Origin of the sequence: Duganella sp. CY15W (assembly GCF_009857555.1) — a bacterium.
In the GTDB taxonomy this organism is placed as follows: domain Bacteria; phylum Pseudomonadota; class Gammaproteobacteria; order Burkholderiales; family Burkholderiaceae_D; genus Rugamonas; species Rugamonas sacchari.
This window is the reverse complement of record NZ_WWCQ01000002.1, coordinates 873,608-886,595: the sequence shown is the minus strand read 5'-3', so window position 1 is coordinate 886,595 and position 12,988 is coordinate 873,608. Positions and strand designations below refer to the sequence as shown.

12 protein-coding genes are annotated in these 12,988 nt (G+C 63.5%); 7 read left to right on the top strand and 5 right to left on the bottom strand.

The window, feature by feature from the left end:
• Position 1: 1 nt before the first annotated feature.
• Positions 2–499 (top strand): FixH family protein, encoded by a 498-nt coding sequence (locus GTP58_RS13465; RefSeq protein WP_161077881.1) that lies wholly within the window; start codon positions 2–4, stop codon positions 497–499.
• Here GTP58_RS13465 and fnr read toward each other — a convergent pair whose 3' ends face one another.
• Genes fnr through GTP58_RS13450 form a run of 3 tightly spaced genes read right to left on the bottom strand, consistent with a single transcriptional unit; the run spans position 500 to position 2,042 of the window.
• A complete protein-coding gene (gene fnr, locus GTP58_RS13460; protein ID WP_072783659.1) occupies positions 500–1,258 on the bottom strand; it encodes a fumarate/nitrate reduction transcriptional regulator Fnr in 759 nt (252 codons plus the stop codon).
• Between the two features lie 47 nt (positions 1,259–1,305).
• Positions 1,306–1,824, bottom strand: a complete 519-nt coding sequence (locus tag GTP58_RS13455) for an RNA polymerase sigma factor (RefSeq protein WP_161077880.1) — start codon at positions 1,822–1,824, stop codon at positions 1,306–1,308.
• A complete protein-coding gene (locus GTP58_RS13450) occupies positions 1,824–2,042 on the bottom strand; it encodes a DUF2892 domain-containing protein (RefSeq protein WP_072783080.1) in 219 nt (72 codons plus the stop codon). Before GTP58_RS13450 ends, GTP58_RS13455 begins: the two co-directional genes overlap by 1 nt.
• A gap of 187 nt (positions 2,043–2,229) precedes the next feature.
• Here GTP58_RS13450 and GTP58_RS13445 point away from each other — a divergent pair, with 187 nt between their 5' ends.
• The 4 genes from GTP58_RS13445 (at position 2,230) to GTP58_RS13430 (ending at position 10,053) form a co-directional block, all read left to right on the top strand.
• Positions 2,230–2,976, top strand: a complete 747-nt coding sequence (locus tag GTP58_RS13445) for an alpha/beta fold hydrolase (protein WP_161077879.1) — start codon at positions 2,230–2,232, stop codon at positions 2,974–2,976.
• Positions 2,977–3,094: 118 nt separating this feature from the next.
• Complete coding sequence (locus GTP58_RS13440; protein WP_161077878.1) at positions 3,095–6,718, top strand: response regulator; 3,624 nt, start codon at positions 3,095–3,097, stop codon at positions 6,716–6,718.
• Between the two features lie 206 nt (positions 6,719–6,924).
• Complete coding sequence (locus GTP58_RS13435) at positions 6,925–9,300, top strand: catecholate siderophore receptor Fiu (RefSeq protein ID WP_161077877.1); 2,376 nt, start codon at positions 6,925–6,927, stop codon at positions 9,298–9,300.
• 72 nt (positions 9,301–9,372) lie between these two features.
• Positions 9,373–10,053, top strand: a complete 681-nt coding sequence (locus tag GTP58_RS13430) for a Fe2+-dependent dioxygenase (protein WP_161077876.1) — start codon at positions 9,373–9,375, stop codon at positions 10,051–10,053.
• A 280-nt stretch (positions 10,054–10,333) separates the two neighbouring features.
• Here the strand turns inward: GTP58_RS13430 and GTP58_RS13425 are convergent, their stop codons facing one another.
• Positions 10,334–11,068, bottom strand: a complete 735-nt coding sequence (locus GTP58_RS13425) for an ABC transporter substrate-binding protein (RefSeq protein WP_161077875.1) — start codon at positions 11,066–11,068, stop codon at positions 10,334–10,336.
• 145 nt (positions 11,069–11,213) lie between these two features.
• On the opposite strand from GTP58_RS13425, the gene GTP58_RS13420 reads away from it, so the two are divergent.
• Both GTP58_RS13420 and map read left to right on the top strand, forming a co-directional pair.
• The gene (locus GTP58_RS13420) at positions 11,214–11,426 is read left to right on the top strand and encodes a ParD-like family protein (protein WP_072783068.1); all 213 of its coding nucleotides are present in this window, start codon (positions 11,214–11,216) and stop codon (positions 11,424–11,426) included.
• A complete protein-coding gene (gene map, locus GTP58_RS13415; RefSeq protein WP_161077874.1) occupies positions 11,423–12,190 on the top strand; it encodes a type I methionyl aminopeptidase in 768 nt (255 codons plus the stop codon). The genes GTP58_RS13420 and map overlap by 4 nt, the downstream gene beginning before the upstream one ends.
• A 1-nt stretch (position 12,191) precedes the next feature.
• On the opposite strand, the gene GTP58_RS13410 is transcribed toward map, so the two are convergent.
• Positions 12,192–12,935, bottom strand: a complete 744-nt coding sequence (locus tag GTP58_RS13410) for a DUF2306 domain-containing protein (protein ID WP_161077873.1) — start codon at positions 12,933–12,935, stop codon at positions 12,192–12,194.
• Positions 12,936–12,988: the final 53 nt, after the last annotated feature.

Genomic DNA, 12,988 nt, shown 5'->3' with positions numbered 1-12,988 from the left:
CATGAATACACTTGCCATGCCCGTCACCCCGTGGTGGAAACAACGCTGGCCCTGGCTGCTCATGGCCGGCCCGGCCATCGTGGTGGTGGCCGGTACCTACACGGCCTGGCTGGCCACCTCGTCGGCCGATCCGCTGGTGGTGGGCGATTACTACAAGGAAGGCAAGGCCATCAATCAGGACTTGCGCCGCGACCGCGTCGCGGCGCAGATGGGCCTGTCGGTGGCGCTCGGCTACGACGCCGCCAACGGCCTGCTGACCGGCCGCATCAACCGCAAGGACACCGGCCCGCTGATGCTGCATCTGTCGCACGCCACGCTGCCGGAAAAGGATATCCGCATGGTGCTGGTGCCGGATGAGAACGGCGCCTTCAGCGTGGCGCTGCCCATGCTGGAGCGCAGCCGCTGGATTGTGCTGGTGGAAGGACCGAAGCGCGACTGGCGCCTCGCAGGCGCCTGGAAATATCCGGTGCAGCAGGGCGTCGCGCTGCTGCCGGACTGATTAACCGCAGGTCGCCGTGCCGGCGGTAATTGCCTTGAGCATGCGCGGGTCCAGCAACTCGATTTCGCGGTTGCTGACGCGCACCAGGCCTTCCTTCTTGAACTTCGACAGCAGGCGGCTGATGCTTTCAATCGTCAGCCCCAGGTAGTTGCCGATCTCTTCGCGCGACATGCGCAGCTGGAAGATATTGGCCGCATAGCCGCGCGCCTCGTAGCGCGACGACAGGTTGACCAGGAAGGCAGCAAAACGCTGGGTCGCCTGCATATTCCCCAGCAACAGCATCACGCTTTGTTCGCGCGTGATTTCCTGGCTCATCATGCGGTGGAAGTGGCGCAGCAGGGTCGGCATTTCCGCCAGCAACTGCTGCAGGGTGGCGAATGGAATTTCGCAAACCTCGCTGTCTTCCAGCGCGACGGCGGTGCAATGGTGCTGGTCAGCACTGATCGCATCCATGCCCAGCAGCTCGCCGGCCATCTGGAAGCCGGTGATCTGTTCCGCGCCCTCACGGTTGACCTGGTAGGTCTTGAAGTGGCCAAGGCGGATCGCGTACAGATTCTGGAACGGATCGCCAATGCGGAACAGCGTGCTGCCGCGCGCAACCTTGCGGCGGCGGCCGATGATCTGGTCCAGCCGTTCCATATCGTTGTTGTCCAGTCCCATAGGCAGGCACAGTTGGTGCATGCTGCACGATGCGCAGCTGGCCTTCAGGACCTCTATCGTTGCGCCGGGGATCACCAGCGAAGGAAGTTCTCGTATCATGCGGCTAGTGTAGCCCATCGGGTGTGATTTTGGCGGCTATTCCGCAGTCATCCAATCAGGTATTCACGCGCCAGCTGTCTTGCGCGATGCAATCGGCTCTTCACAGCTGCCACGGTGTCACCGGTCTCGGCGGCGATTTCCGCGATCGACAACTCGGCAAAGTCGCGCAGCAGCACCACGTTCAGATAATCGGCCGGCAGCGATTCCAGCGCGCGGATCAGCTCCACGCGCAAGCCCGCCGTATCCTGGCTGGCCAGCCATTGCTCGGCACGCTCGTCGTCCCACGGATCGTGGCCCAGCGCCGTGCGCGCCAGCCGGTGGCATTCGCGCTTGACGATCTGAAACAGCCAGCCCGAAAACGCCGCCAGCAGGCGTACCGACGACAGCTTGCGCGATAGCACCAGCAAGGCTTCCTGCACGGCGTCATCGACATCGCCGATCAGGCAATTGCGCTGCGCATAGCGGCGGATGTCAGGCTGGCACAGCCGCAGCAGCTGCGCCAGCGCCGCCGGATCGCCGCGATGGGCTGCATCCAGCACTGGCAGATGTTGTTGCGCAAGACTCATTATTTTCCCTGTTTTGCTGCTTTATCGAGACGGCGGCCCACCATGGCGCACATCGGGCAAAAGCCCACCAGGCCGGACGCGACGATGCCGGCGGCCGACAGCGCCAGCAACGTGCCCCAGACGCCGCCCAGCAGCGCCAGCGCGCCGGCGGCAACGATCAGACCAAGCACCACGCGCAGCACGCGCTCCCAGCCCGGTACATTTTTAACGTAAAACATTTTGCTCTCCTAATGGTTGCCGAGGAAGTCCCTCGCCAGCTAAGAGGCGGCTAACACGGATCTGGATGCGCAGGTTTCAAAAAATAGTTAGAAAATTCCTGTTGCATACGATTGAATTGTGCGCTACAGTTCATTCATCAACACATCGAACACGACTTAATCGCTAACTATCAAAGGAGAATCAACCATGAAACGTACTCTGATCGCTTCCGCCCTGCTGGCCGCCACCGCTTTCGCCCACGCCGCCACCCCAGCCAATGACACCACCATCGTGCTGGTGCACGGCGCCTTTGCCGATGGTTCGAGCTGGGACAAAGTCATCCCGCTGCTGCAAGCCAAAGGCTACAAGGTAGTGGCCGTGCAGAACCCACTGAGCTCGCTGGCGGACGACGTCGCCGCCACCCAGCGCGTGGTGGATGCGCAAACCGGCAAGGTGGTGCTGGTCGGCCACTCCTGGGGCGGCACCGTGATTACCCAGGCTGGCACCAGCGACAAGATCAAGGCGCTGGTTTACGTGGCCGCGTTTGCGCCATCGGAAGGTGAAGCCACCGCCAACCTGGGCAAGGACTACGCCGTGCCACCAGGCATCGCCACGCTGAAAGCAGACGCCGGCGGCTACCTGTGGCTGCCCACTGACTCGGTGGCCAAGAACTTTGCGCAAGACGTCCCGCCGGCCACCGCTGCGCTGATCGCCGCCACCCAGGGGCCGATTGCCGCCAAGGCCTTTGGCGACACCACCACCGTGGCGGCCTGGAAAAACAAGGCCAACTACTACATCGTGGCCTCGAAAGACCGCATGATCGCGCCGGAACTGGAACAGGCGTTTGCCAAAAAAATCAATGCGGTGACCACCACGCTGCCTACCAGCCACGTGCCGATGGTGTCGCAGCCGGCCAAAGTGGCGGAAGTGATCCTGGCCGCCGCCCAGCGTTAATCCCGCTTCACGGCCGTGTCAGAACGGTGCGCACCGTTGCACACCGTTTTTTTGTTTCTTGCCAACTTTAAGCTTTGATAGGAGAATCGGTTCAGCCATCGCGTACATCAAGGATGATATGAAGCCATTGGGCATCAAGGCTAAAGTCGCACTCGCCACCAGCATTACCTCGGTCCTGATGATAGGCCTGGTGACGCTGGTGCAAACCCAGCGCATGAAGGAAGACTACACGCGGGTGATGTTCACGCAACAGACGGCCCTGATTAACCGCACGGCGCAGGAGCTCGACGACAAGCTGGCCATGCTGCTCGATATCATCTCGCTATCCGCGCGCTACCAGCCGCCCGAACTGGGCCATTCCGAAGAAAAGCTGCGCGAGTATTACCAGAACCGCGCCGTCCTGGCGCTGTTTGACGACCTGCTTGTCCTGAGCCCGCAAGGCAAGGTGATTTCCGACCTGCCGCTGGTGCCGGGCCGGGTCGGCATCGACGCCTCCGACCGCGCCTATTTCAAAACGGTGATGCGGACCCACAAGCCGATGATTACCGAACCGCTCATCGGCCGCGCCAACAAGCAGCCGGTGGTGCAGCTGGTGGCGCCGGTACTCAACAACAAAGGCGAGGTGGTGTGCGTGCTGATCGGCGTGCTGCGCCTGTACAAGGACAGCCTGCTGGGCCACCTGCGCACCGCCAAGGTCGGCCGCAGCGGCTACTACTTCGCGCTGACGCGCAGCGAACCGTCGGTCTACGTACTGCATCCCGACATTACCCGCCTGCTCAAGCCGCGCGCGCCCAACGCCAACCCGGCCACCACGCGTGCGCTGGAAGAAGGCTTCGAGGGCACCATCATGGGCATGGGCGAGGGCCATGCCACGCTCAACAGCTACAAAATGCTGAAGTCGGTCGACTGGCTGCTGGCCACCTCGCTGCCCGCCGAAGAGGCGTTCGAGCCGTTTGAAGGCGTGCTCAAACGCGTCCTGGTCTGGAGCGGCATTGCCGCCGCCCTCACGGCCATGCTGATCAGCGTGCTGATCTTGCGGCTCATGGCGCCGCTGATCAAACTGCGCAACGCCATTGTTGCCTTGCGCGCCAATCCGGGCCGCTTTACCCCGCTGCCGGTGCACGCGCGCGACGAGGTCGGCCAGCTGACCTCGGCCTTCAACGATTTGATGCATGAACGGCTGGCGGCTGACGCCCGGCTGCAAAGCCTGGTGGAATTCGCACCGAATGCCATTGTCGTGGTCGGCGTGGACGGCCGCATCGAGACCTTCAACCGCGAAGGCGAGCGCTGCTTCGGCTATGACCGCGACGAGGTGCTGGGGCAGTCGCTGGAAATCCTGGTGCCGGAACGGCTGCGCCCGCAGCACGCGGCGCACCGCCACCGCTTCTTTGCCGACCGCCTCAGCGCCGAGCCGGTCCGCATGGGCGCCGGCAGCACGACGTATGGCCGCCGCCGCGATGGCAGCGAATTCCCGGTCGAAGTCAATCTGAGCGCGGTACGTACCGACCAGGGCACCAAGGTGCTGGCGGTGATTTCCGACATCACCGAGCGCCACCGCCTGCAACAGGAAGTGGAAACGCGCGCGCTCGAGCTTGAGCGCGAACGCGACCGCGCGCAGGCGGCCAACCGCGCCAAAAGCGATTTTGTCGCCAACATGAGCCATGAAATCCGCACGCCGATGAACGCCGTGCTGGGCATGGTCTACCTGCTCGGCAATACCCAGCTGACGCCGCAGCAGCGCAAATACCTCAACATGGTGCGGGTGTCTGGCCAGTCGCTGCTGGGCATCCTCAACGACGTGCTGGACTATTCCAAGATCGAGGCGCGCAAGCTGGAGCTGTCGCCGGTCGACTTCGCGCTCAACGACACCATGGATTCGCTGGCCACCATGATGACCATGAATGCGGGCGACAAAGAACTGGAACTGGCGATCAGCGTGGACGGCAACATCCCCAACCGCCTGCACGGCGACTCCATGCGCCTGCAGCAAGTGCTGGTCAACCTGGCCGGCAATGCGATCAAGTTCACCGAGCAGGGCGAGGTGGTGGTCAGCGTGCAGCTGACCGCGCGCGACAACCACAGCGCCTTGCTGCGCTTTGAGGTGCGCGACACCGGCATGGGCATGACCGATGCGCAGATCGGCCAGCTGTTCAACGCCTTTTCTCAGGGCGACCAGAGCATTACGCGCCGCTTTGGCGGCACCGGCCTGGGGCTGGCCATCACCAAGCGCCTGATCGAACTGATGGGCGGACAGATCGCCGTCAGCAGCCGGCCAGGGCAGGGCTCGACCTTCTGGTTCAGCCTGCCATTTGAGATCCAGGCCGACCAGAGCGACGAGCGGCGCAAGCCGGCGCTGGGCCAGTTGCGCCTGCTGGTGGCGGATGACAACCGCACCAGCCGCGAACTGATTGCGCGCCTGATCCGCGCCTGGGGCTGGCAGGCGGACGAAGTCGATTCCGGCGAAGCCGCGCTGCGCCGCTACCGCCAGAGCCTGGACCGCCAGCAGCCCTACGACGTGGTGCTGGCCGACTGGCACATGCCGGGCATGGATGGCCTGGCCACGGCCAAGAGCATCCGCGCTGCCGCCAACGGCAAGCCGCAGCCCATCGTGGTGATGCTGAATGCGTTTGCGCGCGACCGCATCGAAGAAATCTCCAGCGCGCCGGAGGCGGACGTGGTGCTGGTCAAGCCGATCACCAGTTCCAGCCTGTTTGACGCCCTGCATCAGGCGCTGGCCACGCAAAGTGACATCGACCAGCCGGCCAGCGGCGACCACAGCATCGTCGGCACGCTGGCCGACAACCATTTCCTGCTGGTGGAAGATAATCTGCTGAACCAGGCCGTGGCGCGCGGCATCCTGGAACATGCGGGCGCCACGCTGGACATCGCCGGCGACGGCCGCCAGGCGGTCGACCTGATGCGTGACCGCGCCGCCGAGTACGACATGGTGCTGATGGACATGCAAATGCCGGTGATGGACGGCTTTACCGCCACCCGCATCCTGCGCCAGGAACTCAAGCTGGGCCTGCCGATCATTGCGATGACTGCCGGCGTGCTGGAATCCGAACGCGAGCGCAGCCGCGAGGCCGGCATTACCGACTTCATTCCCAAGCCGATCGAAGTCGATGAAATGCTGGCCGTGCTGCGCCGTCACCTGCCCCAGCCTGCCGCGCCAATGGCGCTGACGCCTACGCCGGCGCCAGTTCCGGCATCGGCACCGGCCCTGGCACCAACACCACTGGCCGACCAGGACGACCTGCTGGCCGCCATGGCCGCGGCCGCCTCAGTAATCACATCGACCACACCAGCAGTACCGCCGGCCCCGGTTTTTGCGGCACCGGAAGTGCTGCCCAAGCTGGTGTCCTCGCCCATGCCCAGCGGCGAGGCAGCCGTGTTCAATATGGATGGCCTGATGCGCGTGATGGGCAAGGACGCCAAGGGCCGCGCCACCGTGTTCAAGATGGTGCGCGGCGCCATCGACAGCGGCATGGAACCGCTGAACCAGGCCCACCTCGCCCTGCAGGAAGGGCGGCTGCGCGACGCCGCCAAACTGTTCCACAGCCTGCGCGGCGCCGTCGGCGTGCTGGGCGCCAAGCGACTGATCCAGGCCACCCTGGCCGCCGAAGAAGCCATCCACGACCAGCGCGACGACGAGTTGACCGAGCGCTACCAAACCGTCCGCAGCGAGCTCGAACAAACCCTGGCCCAGGCCCGCGCCTGGCTGGAACGCGAGCAATCCTGAGGCTTCCCGCCTAGGCGTTTACGCAACACTTTCCCCTCTGGAAGCGCGTATCTGAATCATATTGATAATAATTCGCATTTACGTATTTGCGTTTTATTGTTACAATCTCACCCATTTTCACACCCACACTTTGGCCAGCCAGACGCGCAACTGCACGCAGTTTCAGCGCAGCCAGCCCGATACTCTCGTCCAACGGAAAGAAGCACATGGCAATGATCAAGAGTCGCAAACATGCGCAAACGCGCTTTAACCAACACATGAGCGCAGCGCTGGCTGCCATGTTGCTGCCGGTGGCGGCCCATGCGGCAGAAGCCGCACCGGAAGCGGTCGACCAGGCCAAGCCACAGACGCTGCAGGAAGTGAAAGTCAGCGGCAGCCGCGAAAACGACTTCAAGGCCGACCATGCTGCTTCCGCCAAGTACACCGAAAAGCTGGTGGACACCGCCCAGACCCTGACCGTGCTCAAGAAAGAACTGATCGAGCAGCAGGGCGCCACCACCCTGACCGAAGCGCTGCGCAACACCCCGGGCGTGGGCGCCTTCTTCCTGGGCGAGAACGGCTCCACCAACACCGGCGACGCGATCTACATGCGCGGCTTCGACGCCTCGAGCAGCATTTACGTTGACGGCGTGCGCGACATCGGCTCGATCTCGCGCGACACCTTCAACATCGAACAGATCGACGTGCTCAAAGGCCCGGCCGGCACCGACAACGGCCGCTCCTCGCCAACGGGCTCGATCAACCTGGTCAGCAAACAGCCACAGCTGGAAAACGCCTATTCGGGTTCGGCCACCGTGGGCAGCGGCAAACAGCGCCGCGCCACCGCCGACATCAACACCGTGATCGACGCCGATTCCGGCACCGCCTTCCGCCTGAACCTGCTGGACCAGGACAGCGAAAACCCGGGCCGCGACTTCATCAAGGCCAAGCGCTGGGGCATCGCACCGTCGCTGGCGTTCGGCCTGAACTCGACCACCCGCGTCTACCTGAACCTGTTCCACGTCAAGCAGGACAATATTCCTGACGGTGGCGTGCTGACCATCGGCCTGCCAGGCTGGACCCCACCGCCGGACATCGCAGCGGTTGCGGCCACGCCGACCCGTCCAGCCGTTCCGGCCAAGAGCTTCGCGTTCATGGCAGGCGCCAAGCCGGTCGATCCAAAGAACTTCTACGGCTCGGTGCTGGACCACGACAACGTCAAGGCTGACATGGCTACCGTCAAGGTTGAGCACGACTTCGCCAGTGGCGCCAAGCTGGTCAACACCACGCGCTATGGCAAGACCAAGCAGGACTACCTGCTGACCTCGTTCATGGCCACCAACACCAACCTCAACGCCAACGTTGCCAGCACCAATCCGGACAACTGGACCATGGCGCGCACCAACCTGACCACCAAGGATCAGCTCAACGAAATCCTGACCAACCAGACCACGCTGACCGCCGACTTCACCACTGGCGCGTTCAAGCACACCGTGGTCAGCGGCCTGGAACTGACCAACGAGAAGCAGGTCAACTACACCTATGCCAACATCGCGCCAGCGGCCACCATCGGCCTGCCAGCGACCAGCATCTACCATCCGAACCCGAACACGCCGATCAGCGCGGCCCAGGTCAACCTGCAGCGCAACGGCGGCCGCAGCGAAGGGACCACCAATACCCAGAGCGTGTACGCGTTTGACACCGTCAAATTCGGCGAGCAGTGGATCTTCAATGGCGGCGTGCGGGTCGACCATTACAACACCAGCTACAACGCGATCACCGTACAGGCCGCTACCACGCCGCAAACCATTCCACTCGGCACCCTGGTGGGCAGCAACATCGAAGCCTCGGACAACCTGATCAACGGCAAACTGTCGGCGCTGTACAAGCCAACCAAGGACAGCAGCGTGTACGCGCTGGTGGCCTCGTCGAAAGCGCCGCCAGGCAGCGCCAACTTTGCGCTGAGCACCTCGCCTAGCAGCGCCGCCAACCCGAACTTCGATCCGCAAGTGACCACCAACTACGAAGTGGGCAGCAAGTGGGACCTGCTGGGCCAGAAGCTGTCGCTGGCCGGCGCGCTGTTCCGCACGGAAGTGAAAAACGAGGTGGAACAGGATCCGGTGGATTCCAAGTACTACCAGACCGGCAAGAAGCGCGTACAAGGTATCGAGCTGAGCATCACCGGCGAGATCCTGCCGAAGTGGCTGATCAGCGCCGGCTATGTGCACCAGTCGACCAGCGTCGAGTCGGGCAAGATCGTCACCGCCGGCGGCGACAACCAGCTGACCTACACGCCTAAGCAGTCGTTCACCGCGTGGAGCTCGTACACCCTGCCGTTCGGCCTGCAGATCGGCGGCGGCGCGCGCTTCAGCGACAAGCTGGCACGCGGCACCGACGGCGCCGTCGGCACCCCGGCCTACGCCGATTCGTACTGGGTGTTTGACGCCATGGCGTCGTACCCGATCAACAAGCACATTGACCTGCGTCTCAACGTGTACAATCTGGGCGACAAGAACTACGTGCAAGCGATCAACAAGTCCGGTTACCGCTACACCCCAGGCGCCCCGCGTTCGGGCAGCCTGACCGCGAACTTCAAGTTCTAAGCACCGGTCCCCGATTCCGGCTGCTGGCCCCGCCCTCACCGGCGGGGCTTTTTTGCTTTAAGGAGTTTCACCATGATGTTGCATATCCCTGGCGTACTGAGCCGCGAACAGGTCGCCGACATGCGCCGCCGCCTGGACGAATCGCACTGGGTGGATGGCCGCGCGACCGTGGGCACGCAGGGCGCCAAGGTCAAGCAGAACCGCCAGCTGCCGGAAACCTCGCCGCTGGGCCTGGAGCTGGGCCAGATCATCCTCACTGCGCTGGCTGGCAATCCGCTGTTCTTCTCGGCCGCGCTGCCGCTGCGCACCATCCCGCCGCTGTTCAACTGCTATGCCGGCGGCGAGCACTACGGCGCCCACATCGATGGCTCGATGCGCCGCATTCCGGCCACGGGGCAGTGGGTACGCACCGATGTCTCGTCCACGCTGTTTTTATGCGACCCGGAGGAATATGACGGCGGCGAACTGATCGTCACCGACCAGTATGGCGAGCATGAGGTCAAGCTGCCGGCCGGCGATCTGATCCTGTATCCCTCAACCAGCATCCACCGCGTCGAGCCGGTCACGCGCGGCGCCCGCATCTGTTCGTTCTTCTGGACCCAGAGCATGGTGCGCGACGACATGCGCCGCAGCATGCTGCTGGAGCTGGACCAGAACATCCAGAGCCTGCGCGCCAGGCTGGGCGATTGCCCCGAAATGGTCGGCCTCACGGGCCACTACCACAACCTGCTGCGGCAGTGGAGCGAGGTCTGACGCAACCTTAGCGGCAGGTTCTCTTACCGACCCGTTGCCCGGTCGATGGTTCTTCCACGGAGCAGCGTTGCCCCTGCTCGGCAGAAGCCGACTGCATCGGCGCCGGCTGGGTGGTTTCCGTCGTCCCCATGTCCGCACAACCGGCCAAACCACAGGCAACAAACAAGGCAAACAATACTGGCTTCAACATCGCACTTCCTTTCAAAAAGATAACATTGCATGATTGCATTAATGCTATCTTAACAGGAAGTTAATTTGTTATTTTTTGTAATAAAATTTGCTAAGCCAGGCCATAGCGGCTGAGGATGCGGCGCTTGCTGCCGTCGGCCGCCATCGCGTCCATGGCGCGCTGGAACGCGCGGGCTTCATCTTCGGTGAAATCCAGCGAACCGGCCAGCCAGGCAGTGGTGTTGCGCACCGGCGCGCTGACGTCGAATTGTTCGCCACCGCCATGGCTTTTCAGCGAGGCGCGGATGATGTTGCGCTCGCCAAAAGCGGCGTCCGCCATGCCGCCCAGCAGGAAGCGGTGCACCTCGTCCACCGAGGCCGCTTCCACCAAGTTGTGATACCCGAGCTCGGACAGGATGGCGGCCTGCCCGGCGCCGCGCAGCAGGGCAATGCGCTTGGCCTTCATGTCCTGCACATGGGCCAGATCGAAACTGCCCTGACGCAGCGCGAGAAAGCCGAAATGTTCTTCGTACAGCGGCGCCAGCCAGCGGAACTGCGCTTCGCGTTCTGCCAGGCGCGTGAGCGGAAAAATCGCCGTGGCCTGCATTGTCGTGGTCAAAAACAGCGCGCGCCGCCACGGCATGAATTGCGTCTTCGGCGCCAGTTTCAAGCGCCGGCACAGCTCGCGCACCATTTCCATCAGCGCTCCCGGCCGGCTGCTGTTTTCCAGCACCAGCGGCGGCAGATGCGCAGTCACCATGTGCAGCTGCCGGGGCGCTGCCGCCTGAGCGTTAGGCGCCAGGCTGTAGGCCGCCGCGAGCGTAAGAATTTGTCGTCTGTCTACCATGCGCATATTGTAAGCGCAGCGGGACAGCACACCGCTCGCGCTCAGGCCAGCGCCGCGAAACGCGAGGTCTTGCTGTTTCGCCTCAGCTTGCAGTGTGCAGTCAATCCATATATGATTCGTATACGTTTCATATACAGGATAAAACATGGGCATCGTAAACATCGACGACGAACTGCACGACCAGATCCGCAAGGCCAGCGCCGTGGCTTGCCGCTCCATCAATGCGCAGGCGGCGTTCTGGATCAAGATTGGCATGCTGGCGGAAATCAGCCCCACGCTGAGTTTCAACGAAATCATCGCGCGCGAATTGCAGGCGGCCGGCGTGGAGGCACAGGCGCTGCGGGGGCTGGCGGCATGACCAAGCGGCCGGAAGAAATCGCGCTGATGGCCGAGGCGGGCAAGCTGCTGGCCAGCGTGTTCAGCTATCTGGACCAGTTCAGCCTGGCCGGCATGTCCACCCTGCAGGTCAACGACATGGTGGACAGCTTCATCGTCCACCAGCTCAGCGCGCGTCCGGCCAGCAAGGGGCAGTATGGCTACGCCTATGCGCTGAATTCCTCGCGCAACAACGTGGTGTGCCACGGCGTGCCGTGCGCCACCGATATCCTGCAGGACGGCGACATCGTCAATTTCGACATCACGCTGGAAAAGCACGGCTTCATTGCCGATTCCAGCAAGACCTACCTGGTCGGCGACGTCTCGGCCCCGGCCCGCCACCTGGTGCAGACCACGTACGAAGCCATGTGGAAGGGCATCAACGCCGTGCGTCCCGGCGCCCAGCTTGGCGACGTCGGCTACGCGATCCAGCGCCACGCACAGCGCAACGGCTACTCGGTGGTGCGGGATTTTTGCGGCCACGGCATCGGCCGTGAAATGCACGAGCCGCCGCAGGTGCTGCACTGGGGCCGCCCGAAAACCGGGCTGATCCTGCGCGAAGGCATGGTATTCACCATCGAGCCCATGCTGAACCAGGGCCGCCACGCCGTCCACACGGAAGACGACGGCTGGACCGTGGTGACCAGCGACGGCAAGCTGTCGGCGCAGTTCGAGCACACCGTCGCCGTCACCCACAACGGCGTGCGCGTGCTGACGCTGCGGCCCGAAGAAGCTCCGCTGCACTGAGCTACATGCGCGGCAGCCACATGCCCATGGTGGCAACCACGCCGCCCACGCCCGTCACCACGGCCGACAATGCCACCAGTACCGCCGTGCCGCGCACGCGCCGCAGATACAGCTCCAGCACGGCCAGCGGCAGCAGGTACTGGGCATAGGACAGGAAGCTCAGGAATGGTCCCGTAAACGTCTTGATATCGAAGCCGGCCGGGCCGCCGTTCACCGCCAGCCAGAACATCAGGCCGATGCGGAAATACCAGACCCCGCTCACGCACAGAAACAGCCGCAAGGCCCAGCGGCGGTGTGCGGCAAAATCCCGGGCCAGCGCATGGCGCACCGCCAGAAACGCGCACACCAGGATCAGCACGCTATTCAGGCTGGTGCCCAGATGCTGCACCGTGTCGCCCACCGTGCCACGGAACCATAGCATGTACAAGCCGCTGAGGCCGGCCGCGACCGCGCAAGCCACATACAGCCGGCCATTCCAGCGGTGGAACACGGGCGCCATGCTGCGCAGCTGCGGTATCAGCTGCAGGGCGCCGCCCAGCATGATGATGGCCGACATCAGCAGGTGGGCGCCCGTGGCCGCATTGCCGAGGCGCTGACCATCGACATAGCCATGCGTCATTACCGCATTCCAGCCGTTGAGGTCGCCATGCAGCGCCGCGCCGCCGTACAGGGCTGCCACGTACATGCCAAACATCAGCTGCCCCGCGATGGTGGCGAGGAACCAGAGTCGTACCGCGTAAGTCATGTTGTTTTCCTTGGTGTGGTTGTGCTGGAGTTGTGCTGACACCACGATAGCGA

What these genes read in the sequence shown, in the direction of transcription:
- GTP58_RS13450 (WP_072783080.1), bottom strand. Translation starts at nt 2,042, where the DNA reads ATGTTTTACGTTAAAAATGTACCGGGCTGGGAGCGCGTGCTGCGCGTG.
- map (WP_161077874.1), top strand. Translation starts at nt 11,423, where the DNA reads ATGACCAAGCGGCCGGAAGAAATCGCGCTGATGGCCGAGGCGGGCAAG.
- GTP58_RS13455 (WP_161077880.1), bottom strand. Translation starts at nt 1,824, where the DNA reads ATGAGTCTTGCGCAACAACATCTGCCAGTGCTGGATGCAGCCCATCGC.
- GTP58_RS13410 (WP_161077873.1), bottom strand. Translation starts at nt 12,935, where the DNA reads ATGACTTACGCGGTACGACTCTGGTTCCTCGCCACCATCGCGGGGCAG.
- GTP58_RS13425 (WP_161077875.1), bottom strand. Translation starts at nt 11,068, where the DNA reads ATGGTAGACAGACGACAAATTCTTACGCTCGCGGCGGCCTACAGCCTG.
- GTP58_RS13435 (WP_161077877.1), top strand. Translation starts at nt 6,925, where the DNA reads ATGGCAATGATCAAGAGTCGCAAACATGCGCAAACGCGCTTTAACCAA.
- GTP58_RS13430 (WP_161077876.1), top strand. Translation starts at nt 9,373, where the DNA reads ATGATGTTGCATATCCCTGGCGTACTGAGCCGCGAACAGGTCGCCGAC.
- GTP58_RS13440 (WP_161077878.1), top strand. Translation starts at nt 3,095, where the DNA reads ATGAAGCCATTGGGCATCAAGGCTAAAGTCGCACTCGCCACCAGCATT.
- GTP58_RS13420 (WP_072783068.1), top strand. Translation starts at nt 11,214, where the DNA reads ATGGGCATCGTAAACATCGACGACGAACTGCACGACCAGATCCGCAAG.
- fnr (WP_072783659.1), bottom strand. Translation starts at nt 1,258, where the DNA reads ATGATACGAGAACTTCCTTCGCTGGTGATCCCCGGCGCAACGATAGAG.
- GTP58_RS13445 (WP_161077879.1), top strand. Translation starts at nt 2,230, where the DNA reads ATGAAACGTACTCTGATCGCTTCCGCCCTGCTGGCCGCCACCGCTTTC.
- GTP58_RS13465 (WP_161077881.1), top strand. Translation starts at nt 2, where the DNA reads ATGAATACACTTGCCATGCCCGTCACCCCGTGGTGGAAACAACGCTGG.